At 46.5% G+C, this 21,155-nt stretch carries 17 protein-coding genes and 2 tRNA genes; 11 read left to right on the plus strand and 8 right to left on the minus strand.

Annotated features, from left to right (window positions below; translation table 11 throughout):
- Positions 1–249 precede the first annotated feature (249 nt).
- The 6 genes from OXH00_14060 to OXH00_14085 all read left to right on the plus strand — a co-directional run bounded on the left by OXH00_14060 (position 250) and on the right by OXH00_14085 (position 5,402).
- A complete protein-coding gene (locus OXH00_14060) occupies positions 250–2,385 on the plus strand; it encodes a leucine-rich repeat domain-containing protein (protein ID MCY3742136.1) in 2,136 nt (711 codons plus the stop codon).
- Positions 2,386–2,615: 230 nt separating this feature from the next.
- Positions 2,616–3,323 (plus strand): phytanoyl-CoA dioxygenase family protein, encoded by a 708-nt coding sequence (locus OXH00_14065; protein MCY3742137.1) that lies wholly within the window; start codon positions 2,616–2,618, stop codon positions 3,321–3,323.
- Between the two features lie 179 nt (positions 3,324–3,502).
- Positions 3,503–3,576 (plus strand) — tRNA-Val (locus OXH00_14070).
- 19 nt (positions 3,577–3,595) lie between these two features.
- A tRNA-Asp gene (locus OXH00_14075) sits at positions 3,596–3,670 on the plus strand.
- Positions 3,671–3,875: 205 nt separating this feature from the next.
- On the plus strand, positions 3,876–5,165 hold the full coding sequence (gene serS, locus OXH00_14080) for a serine--tRNA ligase (protein MCY3742138.1): 1,290 nt from the start codon (positions 3,876–3,878) through the stop codon (positions 5,163–5,165).
- An 18-nt stretch (positions 5,166–5,183) separates the two neighbouring features.
- Positions 5,184–5,402, plus strand: a complete 219-nt coding sequence (locus OXH00_14085) for a DUF2283 domain-containing protein (GenBank protein MCY3742139.1) — start codon at positions 5,184–5,186, stop codon at positions 5,400–5,402.
- Between the two features lie 16 nt (positions 5,403–5,418).
- On the opposite strand, the gene bioB is transcribed toward OXH00_14085, so the two are convergent.
- From bioB to OXH00_14100, 3 genes are all read right to left on the minus strand, one after another.
- Positions 5,419–6,516 (minus strand): biotin synthase BioB, encoded by a 1,098-nt coding sequence (gene bioB, locus OXH00_14090; protein ID MCY3742140.1) that lies wholly within the window; start codon positions 6,514–6,516, stop codon positions 5,419–5,421.
- A 347-nt stretch (positions 6,517–6,863) separates the two neighbouring features.
- Positions 6,864–7,682 (minus strand): dihydroorotate dehydrogenase electron transfer subunit, encoded by an 819-nt coding sequence (locus OXH00_14095; protein MCY3742141.1) that lies wholly within the window; start codon positions 7,680–7,682, stop codon positions 6,864–6,866.
- A 5-nt stretch (positions 7,683–7,687) separates the two neighbouring features.
- Positions 7,688–8,596 (minus strand): hypothetical protein, encoded by a 909-nt coding sequence (locus OXH00_14100; protein ID MCY3742142.1) that lies wholly within the window; start codon positions 8,594–8,596, stop codon positions 7,688–7,690.
- Positions 8,597–9,006: 410 nt separating this feature from the next.
- Here OXH00_14100 and OXH00_14105 point away from each other — a divergent pair, with 410 nt between their 5' ends.
- The gene (locus OXH00_14105; GenBank protein ID MCY3742143.1) at positions 9,007–9,951 is read left to right on the plus strand and encodes a metallophosphoesterase family protein; all 945 of its coding nucleotides are present in this window, start codon (positions 9,007–9,009) and stop codon (positions 9,949–9,951) included.
- 64 nt (positions 9,952–10,015) lie between these two features.
- Positions 10,016–10,360, plus strand: coding sequence for an STAS domain-containing protein (locus tag OXH00_14110; GenBank protein MCY3742144.1), 345 nt, complete (start codon positions 10,016–10,018; stop codon positions 10,358–10,360).
- Between the two features lie 28 nt (positions 10,361–10,388).
- Here the strand turns inward: OXH00_14110 and OXH00_14115 are convergent, their stop codons facing one another.
- Positions 10,389–12,281, minus strand: coding sequence for a hypothetical protein (locus OXH00_14115; GenBank protein ID MCY3742145.1), 1,893 nt, complete (start codon positions 12,279–12,281; stop codon positions 10,389–10,391).
- 135 nt (positions 12,282–12,416) lie between these two features.
- On the opposite strand from OXH00_14115, the gene waaF reads away from it, so the two are divergent.
- The 3 genes from waaF to OXH00_14130 all read left to right on the plus strand — a co-directional run bounded on the left by waaF (position 12,417) and on the right by OXH00_14130 (position 15,809).
- Positions 12,417–13,469: a lipopolysaccharide heptosyltransferase II gene (waaF, locus tag OXH00_14120; GenBank protein MCY3742146.1), complete on the plus strand. Its 1,053-nt coding sequence runs from the start codon at positions 12,417–12,419 to the stop codon at positions 13,467–13,469.
- A complete protein-coding gene (locus OXH00_14125; GenBank protein MCY3742147.1) occupies positions 13,466–14,701 on the plus strand; it encodes a glycosyltransferase in 1,236 nt (411 codons plus the stop codon). The genes waaF and OXH00_14125 overlap by 4 nt, the downstream gene beginning before the upstream one ends.
- Positions 14,702–14,792: 91 nt before the next feature.
- Entirely contained in the window at positions 14,793–15,809 is a 1,017-nt protein-coding gene (locus tag OXH00_14130) for a glycosyltransferase family 9 protein (GenBank protein MCY3742148.1), read from the plus strand.
- 419 nt (positions 15,810–16,228) lie between these two features.
- Here the strand turns inward: OXH00_14130 and OXH00_14135 are convergent, their stop codons facing one another.
- From OXH00_14135 to OXH00_14150, 4 genes are all read right to left on the minus strand, one after another.
- The gene (locus OXH00_14135) at positions 16,229–16,609 is read right to left on the minus strand and encodes a hypothetical protein (protein MCY3742149.1); all 381 of its coding nucleotides are present in this window, start codon (positions 16,607–16,609) and stop codon (positions 16,229–16,231) included.
- Positions 16,610–16,611: 2 nt separating this feature from the next.
- Complete coding sequence (locus tag OXH00_14140; protein ID MCY3742150.1) at positions 16,612–17,022, minus strand: TIR domain-containing protein; 411 nt, start codon at positions 17,020–17,022, stop codon at positions 16,612–16,614.
- A 486-nt stretch (positions 17,023–17,508) separates the two neighbouring features.
- Positions 17,509–19,734 carry a heavy metal translocating P-type ATPase gene (locus tag OXH00_14145; protein MCY3742151.1) on the minus strand — a complete coding sequence of 742 codons (2,226 nt, stop codon included), beginning with the start codon at positions 19,732–19,734 and terminating at the stop codon, positions 17,509–17,511.
- A 361-nt stretch (positions 19,735–20,095) separates the two neighbouring features.
- Positions 20,096–21,064: a Gfo/Idh/MocA family oxidoreductase gene (locus OXH00_14150; GenBank protein ID MCY3742152.1), complete on the minus strand. Its 969-nt coding sequence runs from the start codon at positions 21,062–21,064 to the stop codon at positions 20,096–20,098.
- Between the last annotated feature and the right edge of the window lie 91 nt (positions 21,065–21,155).

Below are 21,155 nucleotides of genomic sequence, written 5' to 3' on the forward strand. Positions count from 1 at the left end.
AGACACCTATCAATCCGCAGAAATACCCAAGCAAAACACCTATGGGAGACTTCAATTTTTATTTTCTAACTCACGTAATTTTTATTAAATTTATTTGATTTTTCCCTAAAAATACCATATAATCTAAATTAGATATAATCTTTATAATTTAATTATTAAAATAGTAATAAAAATTGACTAATTATAACCTAAGTTGCTGGGTTGTCCGTCTATCGGATAGCCTTTGTTTCCAAATAAGGAGAACAACGTATGAAAACAACACTATGTTTTATACTGACACTATTCACTTTTACAATGCTTGTATTTGTGCCAAACAGTTTCGCACAAGACGCGGTACCAGAGTATGCCGTGCGAGTGATATACTTTCTACCGAACGACCGTCAACCGAAGCCTGACATAGACAAAATGCTGGATACAGAGATAAAAGAGGCGCAGCGATTTTTCGCAGACCAGTTGGAAGTCCACGGGTTCGACAGAAAAACATTTAGAATTGAAACCGATGATGCCGGAAATGCTATTGTTCATCATGTTAACGGACAGCACGACGATGCATATTACCAGAATCCTTCCGTTGGTGGATCCCATAGTGCCGCTAACGAAATTGCAGAACAGTTTGATATGTCAAAAAATATCTATTATATCGCCTTGGATAGCAGTAGTATTTTCCTTGATGGCAGAGAGATAACGGGTTGGGCATACGGAAATAGCGTGAGTGGCGTAGCATTTGTTACAGCCTTTGAGAAAGTTCCCACTATTCATGAACTTGGACATGCTTTTGGATTGACACATGATTACCGTTCTAACTTTAAGGCAAAAAGAGCTTATACTTCAGACTTTCATGGGATTATGACAACCACTTTCTGTGCGGCAGAATGGTTATATACACACCGATATTTCAACTCAAATCCAGGAGAAAGTAATAATAACACGGATATTCAATTTCACCCTCCCGAACTTATTGAACCACCGACTAAAATACGTCTCCGATTTACATTAACTGACCCTGATGGACTTCACCAAGTGCAGTTGTTGCATCCACAAAGGTTTTTACCAGGAGAGTATAATCATTTGGCAGGAATAAACGAGGCAACTTTAGCTGCTTGCCAGAAGTTAAGCGGTAAACGAGCCACCGTCGAATTTGTAACGCATGATTTGGTAGGGCATAATGATACAACTAATGAAATAGCCATTGCTAATAAAATATTTCTGAAAATTATAGATGTTTCTGGAAACACTACACAGCGTCTGTTTGACATTGATATTACGCCTCTTATGCCTTTACATGAAGTTGTTTCAATACCAGATCCGAATTTAGCATCAGTAATCCGGGAAAAACTCGGTTTGGCATCCGGGGATTCCATAACGAATCTGAATATTTTTCGGCTATCTAAACTTGTAGCCGTCGGTCGTCAGATAACAAACCTTACAGGGCTTGAACACGCAATCTACCTGCGTGAATTAAATTTGTTAGGTAATCAAATCGAGGACGTAACCCCTCTCTCACAGTTGACATATTTGACAACATTACATATTGGGGGTAATAAAATTCAAGACATCACGCCTCTCGAAACTTTAAAGTCCTTGAGCAATTTAAGTTTAGCGGATAATCCTATCAGCAACCTCACAGTTCTTTCTGCATTTAAAAACTTAGAAGTTTTAGGCATTGGGAATAATCCTATCAGCGATATCAGTCCAGTTTGGGAGTTGACACAACTGAGATATTTATCACTCAGATTTTTAAAGATTCGTGACCTTTCTCCGCTCACAAACTTTACAAACTTAACAGAATTACAGGTTGATTCTGCTGAAATCAGCGACATCACACCCCTTTCAGGATTGGCGAATTTAAGAAGCTTATATCTTAGGAACAATCAAATCAGCGATGTCAGTCCGCTGTCTGAACTTGTCAATCTCAGAGAATTATACCTTGAAGGAAACCCGATTAAAGATAGAAAACCGCTTCTTGAACTCCTACAAAAGACTCCAGATGTTAAAATACATCTCAAGTGGGGTGGTAAACCGTTGCCTGTCACTTTATCCCACTTCCGCGCAGAACACACCAATACGGGTGTTGTGCTCAAATGGGTAACAGAATCGGAGGTGGATAATGCTGGGTTTTATATTTATCGCAGTGAAACAAGGGACGGAGCATTCAAGGTTGTCAACCCGACGATGATACAAGGTGCAGGCACAATCAGCGAACGTAACACCTACACCTGGAGAGATACCACCGCTAAACCGAATGTCGTTTACTACTATCAGATAGAGGACATTTCGCATGCAGGCGTTCGCAAGCAGTTAGCTACTGTTCGCATGAGAGGGTTGGTGTCTGCGAGTGGTAAACTGACTACAAAATGGGCCGATTTGAAAATACAGGAGGAATGAAGAACAGATATAGGGTTCACCTCTCAGAGCCATTCAGTTTTCGGTTTTTCAGGCATTTTCGCGGAGGGATCGCGAGCACAGCTTGCTCCTACCGGGAGAGGTGTCCGAAAAAATCGGAGTTATGTGACAATTGAATGGCTCTGTTCATCTCTGTTTCTCTGTTGACCCGCATTACAATCTATGCTACACTGACATTTCACAACTGATTCTGAATATAATGGAAGGAACCGATGGAACTGACTCCGCAAGAAATCCAACTGTTTCGTCACAACGGCTTCATCAAATTTCCGACCCAACTCTCTACCGATCACGTAGCGGCATTAAAAACGGCGGCGTTGAAGGACATAGCGGAAGGCGTAGAACCTGTTGCACGTCAAGATGACAGAATTATCCGAATCTCTGCAATTTGGGAGCGCGGCGGTATCTTCCGAGAGACGATCACCTGTGATGAAATTCTCAATCCACTGGAATCGCTATTGGGTTCGGATATAGAATTCGTGCTAAATCGCCACAATCATGTCTATCTCCGAGATGCGGGTTCAAGTCATTCGCTCGCCTTACATCGCGATGTCCGTCATTGGTCCCGGACAATCGCGACTGTCTTGGTCTATTTGGAAGACACAAATTTGGAAAATGGTTGTACACGGGTTGTGCCTGGATCACACCACTTACCCGCTTTCGCTAATCTCGAAGATGAAGCCCTACAGGAGATCGCTGCGGGTCAGGCGATTCCGTTACCGATGCCAGCAGGTGGTTTGCTTGCCATTGATAGCATGATAATCCACTCGGCAGGCATCAATCAGACGGATGGGACGCGGATGAGCATGACGCTCGGCTACCACAGCGCAGATGAACTCACGTTGGAAGACAATCCCAAGAGAGTGCTCGTCCGCGGCACGCGACCTTATCGCGGTAACGACAAACCACGGGAGTATTAGTATCCGGGCAAAATTTGTTCTGCTATTGGAATCAACTTGCAAGCAATACCTGAAAACCATTTTGGTAAGGGTTGCTTTTTATTATTTTTCGGAAAAATCAATTTTTTCTTGACAAACATTAGACGATGTGGTATACTTAATAACGTCCTTGAGATGAGATGTTATCAAAATCTCATTTTGGGCGGGTAGCTCAGGTGGCTAGAGCGACAGCCTTACAAGCTGTAGGTCACAGGTTCAAGTCCTGTCCCGCCTACTTGTTAGGTGATCTTTATGGGCTCGTGGCGCAGTTGGTTTAGCGCGCCTGCCTGTCACGCAGGAGGTCGCGGGTTCAAGTCCCGTCGGGCCCGTTTTTACTATACCGAATTAGCCACAGATTGTGTCCCACAATACTGTGGTTTTTTCGTTACTGGACAACCTACCAGAGTATTAATTCTCAGTATGCTATCTGTACCAACGCGCCCAGCATGGAGGTATGAAGATGCAAACTGAAAAACAATCAGACGCGACCGCGCTTGCTAAATATCACTCAAAAAATGGAGGAACAGCACTCTCGTGATTGACCTTAAATTTATTCGAGAAAATACCGAAGAGGTCCGCCAGATGTTAGCGGATCGCCATACTGAAGCTGACCTGGATCAGTTGGTAGCATTGGATACACGCTGGCGTGAGAATTTGACGCATACCCAATCCCTCAAGGCGCACCAAAACCAAGTCTCGCAACAGATCGCTGAACGCAAAAAGGCAAAACTGGATGCGACAGAGACTATCGCGGAGATGCGGACACTCTCGCAAAAGATAAAAGAACTCACTGCCGAAAACAACGATTCAAAAGCCGAGATAGACGCTATTCTGCTGACAATTCCAAATATGCCAGAGGCAAGTACACCGGTCGGCACCTCTGAAGACGATAACATCGAGATTAAGACGTGGGGCGAATTGCCGAGTTTCGATTTTGAGCTGAAACCGCACTGGGAAATCGCTGAACAGTTGGATATTGTCGATTTTCAACGCGGTGCTAAGGTCGCGGGTAGCAACTTTGTGCTGTTCAAAGGCTTAGGGGCGCGGTTGGAACGTGCGCTGATTCAGTTTATGCTTGATTTGCATACGACGCAACACGGCTACACCGAAGTCTCACCTCCATTTCTCGCTAACCGCCCTACGATGACAGGGACAGGACAACTCCCTAAATTTGAGGCAGATATGTATCGATGCGATAGGGATGAAGAGAATCCCGACAGCGATTTGTTCCTCATTCCAACGGCCGAAGTTCCTGTGACGAATCTTTTTGCGGGTGAGATACTCTCCAGTGATGATCTGCCTATCTACTATACTGCCTATACACCGTGTTTCCGACGTGAAGCGGGTGCTTATGGTAAGGACACACGCGGCTTACAACGTATCCATCAATTTGACAAAGTAGAGATGGTGAAGTTTACGACCCCCGAAACCTCTTATGCGGAACATGAATCACTCTTAGCGAATGCTGAGAGCGTTTTGCAGGCACTTGGATTGCCGTATCGCGTCGTGCAACATTGCACAGTGGAACTCGGCTTCGCTGCAGCAAAGTGTTACGATATTGAGGTGTGGGCACCTGCGCGACAACGGTTTTTAGAGGTCTCTTCCTGCAGCAACTTCGAGGCGTTCCAAGCACGTCGTGCGAATATCCGCTATCGTCCGGAAGCCGGTGCGAAACCGGAGTTCATTCATACGCTCAATGCCTCCGGCACAGCATTGCCGCGTGTTGTCATCGCGCTCCTTGAGACGTATCAGAACTCGGATGGCACAGTTCGCGTGCCTGCGGTGCTACAACCGTATATGGGAGGTCTGACGCAAATTGGATAATAATCAAGCATTCAAATCATGGAACTCAATTACTATCCAGAAACAGACTCACTGTATATCATTTTGTCCGAGCAGCCCAGTGTAGAGAGTCAAGAAATATCAGAAGGTATTCTCCTTGACTATGATGCCGAGGGTAGGCTTGTTGGGATTGACATTGATAATGCCAGCTATAAAGTTGAAATGGAGGAATTGATTCTCAGTCAGATCCCTGCCAAGGTTGAAATGGCGAGTGCATAGGGATATTTAATTTTCTTTAAGATTCCATGCGCGGTCGAAGCACTTTTAACTCTTTGAGAAGTACATCTCTTTTCTCTATGTCGTTCTGATTGAGTTGTTCAACGTCTTCAGCGTTTGTTTTGACCGTAAAGCCGGCATCCTTAATCATCTCCATTGTCCGCGATGCTGTCGAACCTTCCGCATTTAGGTAGCCATCAATAAACATTGAATTTGCTGGGTAGAGTGCCATTACCTCCATACTTCGTAGGTGGTGTTCTCTACCTGCAGCGACCCTTATTTCTGCGCGTGGATTCAAGAATCGGTACAGACACAATACTCGGAGACAATAATCCGGGGTTAAAGTAGTAGGCACACTCCGTTGTGCCGTAACGGATTCCGACAACTGCGTGCCGGATATCGGCAGGAAAAAGTTAACCGGCAGTGAAGCAACCTCAAACTGACGGAGTGCCTTGGCGACCTTAATCAAATCGTCCGTTCCCTCACCCATCCCAACGATTACACCTGAACAACAGGCAAGTCCAGCCGTTTGTGCGGCTTGTAGTGTCTCCATCCGATCCTGATAAGTGTGCGTACTACAGATATTCGGATAGTGGGTTTCGGAAGTATTCAGATTATGGTTCAACCTATCCAATCCTGCTGTTTTCAGGATATGCGCGGATTCCACGTCAATCAGTCCAGCAGAGAGACACACCTCAATCGGATAGCGTGCCTTTACAGCCTGGATGAGTTCTGCGAGGTGTGATACGCGTTTTGGCGAGGGTCCGCGTCCACTCATTACAATGCAATAACGATACGCGCCAGATTCATAAGCGCGTTTGGCTTCTTCCAGAATCTCGGCATCGGGTTTTAAGGGGTAAGTCTCGATATCTGTCGTTGCAGAATTCGCCTGTGCGCAATAACCACAATCCTCTGGACAGTAACCGTTTTGTGCATTGTTGAGAATATGGAGTTGCACCTCGTTCCGAAAATAGGTTTTGCGAACTTGATATGCAGCATCCAATAGCGGGAGCAATTCTGTTTCCGGTGCTGTTAGAAGTTTCTCACAAGTAGCATCGGAAAGTAATTCGCCACTGAGGCTGGTGGTTGTTAATTCGTTATAAAATGTTGTTTCCATACTTTTAATGATTAAGTTTCTGCTCCGATTTTTCCGTATTTTTAACGATTGGGTTTCTGCTCCGATTTTTCCGTATTTTTAATGATTGAGTTTCTGCTCCGATTTTTCCGTTGTCAAAATCGGGTTTCCGATCAATTTCAACTGAATCTTAATGAAACTGATATTTAACCAAGAACTGTCCTTTTATAGTAAAATTTAAAAATAAATGGACACTTTAAGAAGATAACCCCCCTAGAAGAAACACCCCAGCAAAAACACCCCTCTTATCAGGGGGGAATAAGACCGGAATCGCTTCGATTTGATGTGTTTCATTAATTATGGGCTTTACTATAACATTTTACACCGGACTAAAAAATGTTCCATGCAACATCAGCTGCATTAAAGACAGGTCCTTCGGTGCAAACACGTTGGTATTCTATAGTATCAGCGTCTATACGGACGGGACAGACACAACCGAGACATACACCCATTGCGCACCCCATCCGATTTTCCATGGCGATTTGCGTTGGGACTTCAAAATCAGCAGCTACCTTTGCGACAGCAGAAAGCATCCCGTGTGGGCCGCACGCATAAACCGTTGGACATTGCCAAGCGGTATTCTCAAGCATATCCGCGAGGATGTCAGTGATATATCCGTGATGCCCGATACTTCCATCGTCTGTAGCTATATGTACTTCAATATCGATTGCTTCTAAATCCTTCACACTTAAAAGCCGAGCATGACGCTGAGCACCGACCAAGCCAAGTGTCTGTATACCATTTTTACGCAGTGCCACAGCCAGCAACATGAGTGAAGCAATACCAGCACCCCCACCAACAAGAATTGCGGGTTCGGGTTTTGTGGTAAAATCAAATGTATTGCCGAGTGGTCCCAGCACCTGTAGCGGTTCACCTGCCAACATCTCCGACAATCGCTGTGTTCCGTCACCGATAATCTGATAGAGCATCGTTATCTCGTGCCCCTCTACCGTATAGATTGTGAAAGGACGGCGGAGCAGCATACCGGTATCCTGTGAAATCATGACGTGGATGAACTGCCCGGGACGTGCGTGTTGAGCGATTTCGGGGCATTCACAACGCAACAAATAATGTGCTTCCGCTACCGCCTCGTTTGAGAGGACAGTGGTGTGGATGTCAAACCTGTTGATAAATCCTTTATTTGGCATAGTCGCTACATCAGGTATCGTATATTTTCATAGCCCTGTTCGTGTTTTGCCTTATCGTTAACTAATTTGACCAAAGTATCAAATCCATAAAGCGTTTTGATGCGATGCGTAAGTCGGGCACGATCGCGGCGGAGGTCGCCAGACTGCCAGTACACTGACAAACGAGGATCGTATTTTGTTGGTGTTTCTGGTCCCAATTCATCTGCTACATTTGGCAATGTTCGCCATAACCGTATGTGTTGGTGATGTGCTGTCAAACCCATAATAGCCAATTCCTCGTAGCCACATTGCGCCAACTCAGAGAGTGCCGCGGCGTGATTGATGACATGCCAGAGCCCACCGTATCCCTGTCTGCGCTCCGAAGCATACTGAATCAATGTGTCTATCACGGTTGTCGCCATCGTCTGTAAATCGGTATAAGGCGGGCAGGTATCCTCTTCAGGTAACGCAACGTTGCGTCCATCAACACGCCCTCTCTCCTTTCCGTAATAGGCGACACCGGGCGTTACGCCGTTGAAACCTGCAATCAGTTTTCGGATGCCATCCGTAATAGCAGGCGTGGCAAACTCCGGATAATGCTTAAGTGCCCGAATAGCGATTGCAGCGAAAATGACATTGTGCCCGGATTGCCGAGTCTGATCAATATTGCGTGCCAGAGCGTCAGCAATTCCGTCAATCAGGTTTTCTTGAGGCGGTTGCTTTGGAAACGATTCAAACATCTCAGCCACTGAAACAGCTGCGTTTCTTTTTGGGCTGAAAGTCGACTGACCATGGATAATACGGTCCAACTCCGCCTCAATTCCGCTGCAAACATATTCATCAAGGTTTGGCTGGTTTTCTGCGATGAAAAATCCAGCAACAACTCCAGCACCAAGGTGTCCTGACATAGGATTGACTAAGTGGGCTCGAGCCATTGCGTAAAGCCCTTTAGCAAGGTAATCAAAATCAACCACGATTAGAGCCCTCAACCTCTTGATACATCATGTTTGGTTCTTCTTGGACAACTTGGTTAATTGTATCACAAAGCACTGAGGAGCGCAACGCTATTTTCATTGAAACAGCGTTATTCAGTTCTCCCAGAGCCTTAATTTTCCGCCCGAGGTCTTTTTACTAATCGCAATGAAACGACACTTTGCAGCGTCAATTGTCTATAATCACTAAACGAACTATGTTTTCCCTATCTTTTTAAGAATAGAGGTATCTATAAGAGTTGGAACAATATTCTATTTTCGTAATCTCACGCCAAACGATTTTGGCAGCGAAGAATTTGTTTGCAATTTTTGGGAATTATGCTATGATTATGCCCCAAGGAGAACAATAAACAGTGAAAAACATATTGAAGTTCAATAGTGATCGGCGTTTTAAAATCGTGCAATTCACCGATATTCACTGGCAGAACGGTGAATCTGCTGATCGGCAATCAGCCGCACTGATGACACAAATCGCAGCAGCAGAATCCCCGGATTTAATTGTGTTGACAGGTGATATTTTGTCTGGCGGTGGATGCGACGATGCCGCTGATTCTCTCCGAGAGGTTGTTAAAATCGTAGAGGGATGCGGAATTCCGTGGGCGGCGGTATTCGGCAATCATGATGACGAAGGCAGTGCAGATCGTCACGAGTTGATGGCAGTTATGCAAGATAGCAAACTGTCCCTCTCGGAACCAGGTCCCGAAGAGATACCTGGGGTCGGAAATTACGCGCTACCCATCCAAAATTCTGAAGAGAACGCATCTGCTGCAGTGCTTTATTTTATCGATTCCGGTAGTTACGCGCCAACAGATATTGGTGGTTATGATTGGATTAGACGGGAACAAATTGTATGGTATCTGCAAGAATCCGCAAAGTTCACTGCTGAATCGGGACAACCCCTTCCTGCGCTTGCCTTTTTCCACATCCCAATTCCGGAATATGACGAGGTGTGGGATTTTCATACCTGCTACGGTGTGAAATATGAGAATGTTTGCGCGCCTCAGGTTAACACCGGTTTTTTTGCTGCGATGCATGAGGCTGGCGATGTTATGGGTACTTTTGTTGGGCACGAACATATCAACGATTTTTGGGGCGATCTACACGGGATTCGTCTCTGCTATGGTCGTGCGACTGGCTATAATACCTACGGCAGAGAAGGGTTTCCGCGCGGTGCCCGTGTCATTGAGTTAGAGGAAGGCACTCGGCAATTTGAGACGTGGCTCCATCTTGACGACAGCACCACAATCCATTCGCAACCCGAGCATACACCGCTCCAACGAACTTTTACTGAGGATTAAGAGATTATCTCGCAACTAATAATCAGATTTAACAAATTCAGGATTTATTTTACAGGAGGGAATTGTGAGAGCAAATTCTCAAATCTCCGTTCGACACGAAGGAAAAATCGCTATATTTGACATCACGGGGTACCTTACCGATGCCTCTGAAGCTATCTTGAGTGACGCTTACGCTGACGTGGATGTTCAAGCCGCTGAAAAAGTTTTACTTAATTTTGAACGACGCAGTTTTATTACAAGCAGTGGATTCGGTGAGATTATTAGATTACTCTGGAAGATGCGGGAGAAGGGACAAGTTCTACGCGTTGCACACCCATCTACGCAAGTCCGGAATATCTTCAATACCATCGGACTGACACAAAGTATAGGTGTCTTTGAATCCGAAGAAGAGGCACTCGAAGACTTCTAATTCGTTTCCGCGTTGCTCGGGGCTTGGTTCATGGAAAAAGGGTATACATATTCATATTTAATATTACCCCGAGCAAACTCCAAAGACTCCCAGCGAGGAACTGGCCGAACACGAAACCCAAGAAAAGTGGTAACGCCCGACGATAGGCTCGAACCCCACCCCCAGCGAAAAGTAGCTGTTTGAAGAGCCACCCCAGAAAGATTGAGAACCACATCCAACCGATAGCCCAACCGTTCCCGACAGCATAACCGACAGGATAAAACGGCCACCATAAAAACTGACGTTTTAGAAACGTCAGTACACCGGTGAACAGAAAACCGAAGGCTATATGTTGCATAGCCGGTAGATTCGGTGCCCGTGGTGCTATAATCCAACTTTGCAAGCGGTTAAATTCACCAACACCCCATCGGGCAAACCGGTATTCATAATAGAGTGCCACATGCCCGACAATCGAAACGATTGTTCCCACGATTGATGCCACAATCAATGCCACAACCAATCGGTTTTCGTGTAAGCGGAACTGTCTACCGATTTTAAATGCCTCTAACTGATGTGGCATCGGGTGGCATCGGTATCCATACGCGAGCCACGACAATAGCGTTGTGTTGGTTAGGTTTTGCGCACCTAACGGGCGACTCCCTCCGAATAATAACATAATCCTGTCGGGGTGCATATTGTGTAATTCATGTGTTGGGGGGCCGAGTTCGGCTCGCATACGTGTCATCCCGATGCATAACACCAAATAGATCCCGAAATAGCCGAGCGCGACCCACGGCGAAAGCCCGGCGAAATACCAGAATATTAATACGAATACCATACCGATTATCAACCCGAAAACCGCGAGCCGGTATAAACCATCTTTCGACCTAAAGGAGAATACACCGGTAAGTATCTCCCAAACTTGTCGCCGACTTGTAACGAGTGCGAGTGCTCCAATTCCGAGCCATGCACCGCCGCGTTGTTCCGTCTGTAAACCGATGGCGGTTGTCCATCCCGTTGCACTGAAAAAGACGCGCTGCGCGCCCCAAAACAGATAGAAGAACCACAAGGACAACGACAAGTCCAACGGCATGAGGTACCCAAACCCTATTGCAAAGGGATAGACATAGATCGGCAAACGTCCTATTGCGTTCCACGGTCGATCAGCAAAATAGAGTTGGTACTTGATTTTAAGCGAAGGTATCACCGGAAAAAGATAATTCAATCCTGCCAAAATCTCTAACCCAAATGCGATACCGAAACCGAGCCAAATGAGTTTATTCCGAAAGAGCGCGGATGTGTTACCGAGCAGCTCAACAGGCAACGTCGTTAAGGGGTAGCTCAATTTCTCATGGTCAATCCACTGTTTCCGGATAATAATGTTGACGCAAAGCATCATAAACAGGAGCACGATTACCAACCCGCTCCAGGCCAAGATGGGCCACAGCCACGCTTCCATGTATTGTTCCTGCCAAAATGTGTCATCGCCTTCAAAGTAGCCTTGTAAAATACCGCGGTCAGTGATCGTTAGCCATGTCGGCATGAATCGGAAAAAGAGGTCTGCCCACTCATTTTCGGGTGTTGCGAACCATCCGGCATTGGCGATCATCGGTACTAACTGCCGAACGATGTCGTGTCCTGCAAGTGCAGTCGCCACGGATACCATTATGTATGTCAGCGCGAGTTCCCGCGATGTTGGGGCAAAACCTTTGAATACCTTTTTGAGAAGCGGGGTAACAAGAGCAAGGAAAAAGAACGTGAAAAGGACAGTCGGGAAAATTGAAAAATCGGTGAGCTCCCACACGACACGATTTTCTGCGGAGATAATCCAATAACAGGTGAGAACAATAAGTATTGAACCGAAGACGAGCGTCCCGAAAAGAAAACGGAGTGCTGAGGGCTTCTGGTCGCTCTCAGTAGTACTTTGTGCTTTGTGCTGCATAGTTATAGTATACCATATCGGTTCGTACTAAGGCAACGATATGTACCTGCTTGCGGTGTGCAGCTTCAAGATTGCCAACGCCACCGCTTTGTGGTATAATAAAGAACACTTTAACTGCACAGCCAAGGAAAAGTTATGCGATCCCGCGCCCTGAAAAACAGTAATCCGCTTCTTAATATGAATAAAATACTTGTCATTCGCGTTGACGGCATCGGCGATTTGCTGAACTCAACACCGGCGATTGCATTGTTACGGGAGAATTATCCATCCGCAGAAATAACAGTATTGGCGCGTCCGCTTAATGCCCCCGTGTTAATCGGTAACGCAGATGTAGATCGGATTTTAATCTTTGATCGAGATGGCAAGCACCGCGGGCTCCGAGCGCGACTCCAATTCTATCGTGAATTGCGCCGTGAACGGTTTCAACTCGCTGTCGCCATGCAAACCGCGATGTGGACGCACCTTGTGGCTTTTCTCTCAGGTGCGACTTACCGCTTAGGACGTTATCAGAAACGTTTCAGATCTACCCTCACCCACGCGTGGCGCGGTAAATACCGAAAAGGGGAAACCCACGAAGTTGACAGGAACTTGGAACTCGTCCGACTCATCTGTGAAGGCGCAGGCAAACGGAAACTCATCTTCCGGTTATCGCCTGATGAAACTGCTGCCGCTGAGGCGCGACTGACATCGTTGGGTATCGGTACGGCGGCATTTCTCATCGGTATCCATCCAGGGGGCAGCTCATTTGATAAACGCTGGCCTGAAAAGCGGTACGCCGAACTCGCTGATAGATTATCTCAACAGTACAACGCTACGATACTTCTTTTACGCGGTCCTGAAGAAGCGGAATTGGTGAAGAACATTCAAGCGGCGATGCAATCCGATTCGATAACCTACGCGCCGGAGACGATTCGCGACCTGGGTGCGATGCTATCCTGTTGCGATTTAGTCGTCTGTAATGACTCTGGTCCGATGCACCTCGCTGCGGCATTGGACATGCCGATGGTCGCTATCTTTGGTCCTACAGACCACGTGGCGTGGCATCCACTGAGCGAGAACGCCTCTATCGTGCGACGGGATATGCCATGCTGGCCCTGTAGTGCGCATAAATGTAAAATCGGATGGGAATGCACGAAAAAACTTCCTGTTGCACCCGTTTGGGAAGCAACAACGGAGAAAGTAAAATGAAAATTGTTGTCGCCTGCTGGGGATCAACCGGAGATGTCTATCCTGTTTTGGCACTATCGGAGCGTCTGCTTGAACGCGGACATCAAGTGCGTGTCTGTTCACCCGCACTCTATAGGGATAAGATTCTTGAGGTCGGCGCGGAATTCTACGAGATAGGCGTTTTTTTTGATTTGGCGGAGTTTCACACGGCGATGGATGCTATTATCCCGAAACGCGACCCGACCGCGCTGCTACGGGTCATCGTGGAAGAGGCGATTGTGCGTCACGGTGCCCAATGGTATCAGGACTGCTTGACTGCGATGAAAGGATCAGATTTGGTAATTTGCCATTCCGTGGATATTCCTGCACAAGAGGCTGCGATCCGTAACGGGATCCCGTGGGTGACTGTGACATATTGCCCTGCCATCATAAAATGCCTCGATTTCGCGCCCTATCCGTTTCCGAATTGGGGACGTGTCTTCAACGCAATCTTCTGGAGAATCGCCGAGATGCGTCTTGGACCAAATATAGATGTTCTTTTTAATCAATTTATCGTCTCTATTGGTGGGGTGCCACGGGAGTCTGTGACGTTAGAGGGTATGTACTCGCCGCATCTGAACCTCATTGCTGCCTCTCCAGCACTCTCTACACCGGCTGATTTCCTATCGAACCACAAAATCACAGGTGTCTGGCACCTCGCGTCACCTGCTTACGATCCACCATCTGAACTTGTCGATTTCTTGGAGGCGGGCCCCCCGCCGGTTATCATCACGTTTGGATCTATGGGAGGTTCCAATGGACGTGAAACGACCAAAATTCTAATAGAAGCCGTTAGGAAAGTGAAACAACGTGCGATTATCCAAGCGGGTTGGGGACAACTCGGCACGCCGGAGACGTTATCGGACATCTACTGCGCTGAATATGTTCCGCACCAGTGGCTGTTCCGACAAGGGAGCTGCGTCGTGCATCACGGTGGTGCGGGGACGACTGCCTCGGCATGTCGTGCGAAGATCCCTTCTGTCGTTGTCGCGCACAGTGCGGATCAACCGTATTGGGGAAAACGGCTATCGGACTTAGGCGTTGCGCCACGACACCTGCATCGTCGAAACCTGACACCTGAACGCTTAGCGAAACGGATTCGGCAAGTTTTGGAGACACCAGAAATGACGGCGCGGGCACAGGTTTTAGGAGAACAGATGGAAACAGAAGATGGTTTGACTGCAGCCGTTGAAATGGTTGAATCTTTTGAATAGTTTTCAGTTATCAGTCGTCAGTTTTCAGTTAAGAGGGCTGCTAAGGGACTGTCACAAGATGTTAACTGAAAACTGACAACTACTTGAAAAAATGAAAAAAATCCTTGTTTTTAGTTTCAGTTTCATTGGCGATGCTGTGCTATCCACTGCTGTTATCCACCCCCTACGTAAACACTTCCCAGATGCCCATATTACCTTCCTCGTCGGACCGCGTGCGTTTGATATCCTCGCTACCGAACCGAACATTGATACGACCCTTGTTTATGATAATCGAGGTGAACACGCCGGTTGGCCAGGACGGCTGCGTGTGATAAAAACCTTACGACATGAAAAATTTGATCTCGTTGTGAATCTACGGGATAGCCTCACGGCGCGGTGCATTGGGGCGGAACATTGGGGAATGGTTCGCGGGGAGAGCAATCGTCATGCCGTTACCCGCTATCTGGAGGTGCTTCAGCGGCACGGCGTTGACCCAACGGGTGCCTACCCATGTTTAGAGTTAACTGAAGCGGAAAACACCGAGGCGCACCGTTTTCTTGCCGATACAGGCATTACCTCGGAAGGGTTGTTAATCGGCATTCATCCGGGTGGGAATTGGGTATATAAGTTATGGGATGTGGAGAAATACGCCTTGGTCGCGAATGCCCTGTGTAAAGAACAGAATGCAGCGATCTTATTGTTCGCTGGTCCGAACGAACGAGCACTCCAAGTCCAAGTATCAGAAATGATGGATATTCCGCCAATTCTTGTTCAAACGGAAAATCTACGGCATCTCGCGGCGTTAATCTCTGCGTGCGATGTCTATATTGGGAATGACACGGGACCGATGCATATTGCGTCAGCAGTGGATACGCCAGTTGTTGCGCTTTTCGGTTCAACGAACCACATTCGGAGCGGTCCCTATGGTGATAAACACACGATTGTGCAGAGTGGGATAGATTTGGGGTGTAATCCGTGTCATCCGGGTCGGCATCCGGGGGGATGCGGTGCTGGCAGTTGTGAAGTGATTGCGGGGATTACAGTGGAACAGGTATTGGCAGCTGTGAAGCGTTATACTTCTTCAATCTCAATTTTAGACTCAAGAAAATTCGCTTCTAATTTCTCCTAATCACACTTTGAAATTTTACTATTGATTTCTGTTTCACTAGAGCATGACAACAGATAAAAATAAATGTGATTAAGAACTAAAAGTGCCTGTAATGCTTTTTCCGCTGTATAATCCTTTCCGTATCGCTTGAGAATTCCAAATCCTAGTATGCTAGAGACAGATTTAGTAGTAGTGAACCCAAGAAGGTCTCCCCAAAATCTTTGACGACTTGTTTGTCAATTCGTTGAAAATGCGAACAGCACTTTTCATTCGTTGCTGTCTATACTTTTTGTTCTCCAATAGATTGTAATTAACAATAATGGATAAACAAGGAGTGAGAAGAAATATATGTTTTCCAATTGATAGATTCCAATCCCCAGCGTGCCTGTAAAACCGATAAAGAAAATAGTCGGTACAAACATTTCAACAACAGATAGTTCTCAATAAGTTTTACGCTCTTTGCCTTTACCTAGAAACTCCCATTCATGTTTGAAAAATGGGTACGCGAGTTTTTCTTCTAATTTCTCCAATGCCTTAAATTTTCGAGAATTCAATTGTCGGTAGGAACGGATAACAACACACCATGCTGCTGCCAAAGATATACCCAATAACCCAAAACCTACTGTGAGCCAACTGAGCGGAACTCCATTTTTACGCTGTAAGAGTGCAGAAAAAATCACGGCTAATCCAGACAAAACTAGCATATAGAAACGATTTGTTGTGGTTCGTCGATTGCTGACGCTGTCGGCGAGTTGCACATGGAGTTTATAGATTTCTATTAATTCTTGCTGGTTATCCACTTCTTTTTCTTGTTCGGTCATGTTTACACTACTTCTCGAATAGCTGAAACAATTCTTTCTGGATTCCAATCAACAATCCGGTCAGCACCTTGCTTAACTATTGCCAGATCACTGTTGTTTTTCGATGATTCAATAGCGATAACCGGTTTTGGAATACGGAACTCGTTTTTAGCAATACGGATTTCTTGGTTTATCCATTTGCTGTCTGTTGCCTCGATTCCCATCAAAATTAGAACAACACTACTGCGCGCTATTTGCGTTTTGATGGCATTATAGAGGTTTTCATCTGTTCCGTCGCTATCTAACGGGTCATCTTTTGGCACAGAGTAGTCGCGATAGGAAAAATCTCTTTTTGAATTTAGTAAGTGAATCAATTTATTATACATATCACTATCAGCCCAAGAATGACTAATAAAAAGATTATAGGTCCTCATCTAGTATATCTCCGATTGAAACTTTAGTGTTATGCGCCTAATTTATCTTAAGTTATTATACCATATTAAATTAAAAGTACCAAGCCAATTTTCTCAAAATCGAGAATAGATATAGAAATTTATGCTCACATCTATGCTGATTAGGCAGGTTACACACTCCTCGTCATCCTTAAAAGCAGAATTTGCTATCTAACATCCAAGACCTACTATACGAGGTTTATCTGCTTGATGGAGAATTCCAATTGTGTTGCAACATTAAAGATAATGTAGAGGAAATAGTCTCCTTTAAGTTATCTGGTCTGAACCATGCATTAGCGGTAAGAATGATAAGAGTACTGCCCACTCAGTCTTTAACTTCAATATATCAAACTTTACCGTTCGGCGTTTTAATCTGCTTGAAAATCTGCCACACAACTTCAATTAAACCCTTAAACCAGTTTGGACCATAGATATCCTTCAACGATGTCCTATAGATTATGTTGGATGTCATGATTTTCGCCATTGCAATCGTAAACTGTTTAGCACAACGGACACACTGCTAAATGCCATTGCGAATGCTGCGAGCATGGGGTGGAGTTCCCGAAACATCGTTGGCACGAAAGATAACGGATAAAGTGCACCTGCTGCGATGGGAATTAAGAGGACATTGTAGAAGAACGCCCAGAATAGGTTCTGTTTAATTGTGCGCATCGTTGAGCGGCTGAGTCGAATCGCATCGGGAAGTCCACGCAAATCGCTGTGCATGAGTGTCACGTGTGCTGTTTCTCTGGCGATATCGGTGCCTGTGCCAAGTGAAATACCAATGTCGGCTTGTGCCAATGCGGGTGTATCGTTAATACCGTCGCCGACCATTGCGACGAGTCCACCATTTTCTGTCTGTAACTTTTTAACGGCTGCTGCTTTATCTTCGGGTTTGAGTTCTGCCATGACATCGCTAATCCGTGAAGCCTTGGCGATCGCATCCGCCGTAACGCGGTTATCGCCTGTCATCATTGTTACCGTACATCCAAGTTCGTAGAGTTCCGCGACTGCGGCTTGCGCTTCCGGTTTTAAAGTGTCCGCGACTGCCAGAAGTCCGGCAACATGTCCATCAACGGCGACCCATAGGACAGTTTTTGCCTCGGTCTGTAGCCGCTCTGCTTCTGCTTCAAATATCTTCGTCGGGATACCGTGCTGTTGCATTAAGGATAAATTGCCTATAACGACACTATTGTCACCGACCTGTGCGGTGATACCGTGTCCAGTGATGGCTTTAAACTGGCTCGGTGTCGCGATGTTGAGTCCACGTTCCTGAGCGGCTTGAACAACCGCTTTTCCGATAGGATGTTCACTGCCACGCTCCGCGGCAGCAGAGAGTTGTAGGAGTTCCGATTCATCTTTATCCGTGAGGATATCGGTAAGTGTAAGTTTCCCTTCTGTCAAGGTGCCTGTTTTATCGAGGACAATTGTAGTTAAGTTTCCTGCGCGTTCAAGTGCTTCACCGTTTCGGAAGAGGATACCGCGCTGCGCACCGATACCGGTACCCATCATAACGGCTGTCGGGGTAGCAAGTCCTAATGCACACGGGCAGGCTGTGACGAGGATGGCAACGAGGCGGAGCATCGCCGGTGTGAACCCTGCTCCAAGGAGGAACCACCACGCGAGAAACGTCACAACGGCAATCGCGGCGACGATAGGCACGAACACATTTGTGACTGCGTCGGCGACGCGTTGGATAGGGGGTTTGCTCTGTTGCGTCGTGTACACCAATTGGACAAGACGTGAAAGTGCCGTTTCGGTACCGACGTGTGTGGCTTTGATCGTGAGCATCCCGCTCTGGTTCATCGTTGCAGCGGTCACAGGGTCGCCTGGTCCCTTATCTACAGGTAGGCTTTCTCCGGTGAAAACGCTTTCATCGATGGCACTTTCACCGCTGCGTACCACGCCATCCACAGGGATACTTTCGCCGGGACGTACAACGAGGACATCTCCTACGCCGACCTGTTCAATCGGGATGTTTTGTTCTTCACCGTCTTTTAAGCGACACGCCGTTTTCGGGGCGAGTTGCGGGAGTTTTTTCAGGGCAGCGTTTATCTTACCTTTGGCACGTGCTTCAAGCAGTTTTCCTAACTTAATTAACGTAACGATAACTGCGGCTGTCTCAAAATAGACGTGTGCGCCGAAGCGTTCTCCCGCGCCCGTGGTTAGTGCAATCGTTACGACGAGGCTATAGAGAAACGCGACGGATGAACCCATAGCAACGAGGACATCCATATTGGCGGATCGGTTGCGTAGTGCCTTAAAACCGCCGATGTAATAGTCCCACGCAACATAACCCTGCACTGGTAACGCTAAACCGAACATGAGATAGTTAACCCAGTGTGCAGATGCCCACGCACCTAACAGGTTCATATCTCTGCCCATGCTAATGAGGAAAAGTGGTAACGTGCAGATTACCCCGACAGTAAATTGCAGCTTCTGCCGTCGGAATTCTTCAGCGCGAGCCTCTTCTTCTTTGTTTTCATCAACAACATCAAAACCGAGGTCTCGGATCTTATTGACGATGGCTTCCTCGCTGAGCGTAGATGTATCAAAGGTAACCGCGGCATATTCGGTAGCGAGACTGACTTCTACAACAAGAACACCATCCATCTTTTTTAGGTTTTGTGTGATGATGCTTGTACAACTTTCGCAGTTCATGCCGGTGATGGGGAGGTTAATTTGGTGTTCCATTTTTTTTCATTAACGCTGGGCACCGCTCCGCTACGTTTCGCGATGGTTTTCGTTAATTCTAACCGCCTTTGGAACTTATAGTAAAACCTAAAAATATTAGGGTGCTTCTTGGCACAACGGGCAATGAATTGCCCTACTACGAACGAGTATTTGTTAAAGGATAGGGGCCCACATAATTCTAAGTTTTACTATAAAAATTTTTATTTTTCAATATTTTAGCATATCGCAGGCAGCAAACGCAACCTCCAGACCTGATAGACGGGTGTAAATATTTTGTCAATTGCCATCGTCACAGACTAACAGTCTATGCTACAACGGATTCCTGCCACAGGCTAACAGCCTATGGTACAGGACCGCACTTTTATCCTAAGTGGACCGGTAGACCTGTTTCAAGGGATTCGTTGGCGGCGATGGATAAAATAGCGGTTTTCGCGGCATCGGCATAGGGGGATCGGATTGCGCTGCCATCTCCTATACGAACAGCCTCAATAAAGGTGCTATCCATATCAATTGTGCAATTGTTCTGCGGGTTCCACGTGGTTTTCTCATCGGCGGTAGAGAGTACAAGCGCACGACGGAGATGATATTCAAGGGAACCGTCCTCACAGAAAATGTCTAATCCAGAACGACTCATCCCATTCGTTGTAAAGCAGGCGGAGAACATGATACCAAAAACACCGCTCTCAAATTGCAAAGAGACAGCAGACGCTTCTTCAATATCGTAATCGGTATCAGGAATCAGATCATAGCGTGCGACGGCATAGACAGTTTTGACTTCGCCGAAGAGGTATCTCGCCATATCAAATTCGTGTGTCGTCTGTTCCATGAGCTGCCCACCGGATTTTGCCTTCTCTCGCCACCAACCACCGGGCATGCCGCCCATCCAGTAGCCCATGAAGAATCCGACGCGTCGGGAAGCGAGGAGTTCCTGCGCTTTGTCGATAATATCAAGATAACGTTCCTGATACCCTGTAGCAGTGATGATGCCTTTCTCTTCTATCACAGCTGCGATCTCCATTGCATCGTTTGTATCCATGTGTACAGGTTTTTCGACAAACATCGCCAGTCCAGCGTCAATAACAGCCCGTTCAGGTGCCCCGTGTGCGAAAGGTGGAATAGAGATATAGACGGCATCCAATTCTTCGCGTGCGAGCATCTCGTTATAGTCTGCGTATGCTTTACCACCGTACTGCGTGACAGCCTGTTCCGCTTTTTCAACAACAATATCACAGAAGGCGACGAATTGTGAGCCGCCGATCTCGGTTAATTCACGGAGGTGGCGGTTCATGTTACCACCTGTGCCGATAAAGCCTAATCTAACATCTGACATTTTTTTAACTATGGCCCTTGTTCGTTTCTCTCCGTTGTCGAGAAACGGGTAGTTGATTAATTTTTCGGAATTACCAATTGTAATAATTAAA

It is taken from the genome of Candidatus Poribacteria bacterium (assembly GCA_026706025.1).
GTDB lineage: Bacteria > Poribacteria > WGA-4E > WGA-4E > WGA-3G > WGA-3G.